Source organism: Polaribacter sargassicola (assembly GCF_021991835.1).
Taxonomy (GTDB): domain Bacteria; phylum Bacteroidota; class Bacteroidia; order Flavobacteriales; family Flavobacteriaceae; genus Polaribacter; species Polaribacter sargassicola.
In genome coordinates this window covers 1-299 of record NZ_JAHDAU010000175.1, presented here as the reverse complement: position 1 = coordinate 299, position 299 = coordinate 1, and the positions used below count along the sequence as shown (strand labels likewise).

The 299-nt window shown below is 39.5% G+C and carries 1 protein-coding gene; it reads left to right on the top strand.

Annotated elements, in window-relative coordinates; all coding sequences use genetic code 11:
• The coding region (locus KI686_RS16375) for a DUF6515 family protein (protein ID WP_237590383.1) at positions 1 to 299 on the top strand (299 nt) is incomplete at both ends.

Genomic DNA, 299 nt, shown 5'->3' with positions numbered 1-299 from the left:
CATAGTAAGCATTGTAAATGACAATGATAAATCTAACAATGAAGAGTATCATTATGAAAATGGCACCTATTATTTAAAAACAGAAAATGGGTTTGAAGCTGTACAGGCACCTGTTGGAGCACAAGTTCCTGATATCCCTAAAGATGCCGAAAAGGTTGAAGTTAACAACACTACCAATTACTACTACGGTGGCGCTTTTTATGAGCAGAATAAAGAGGGCTATATTGTGGTTCCTGCTACAGCGGGCACCATTGTTCCTGGACTTCCTGAAGGAGGCGAAGAAGTAAAAATAGGAGAAG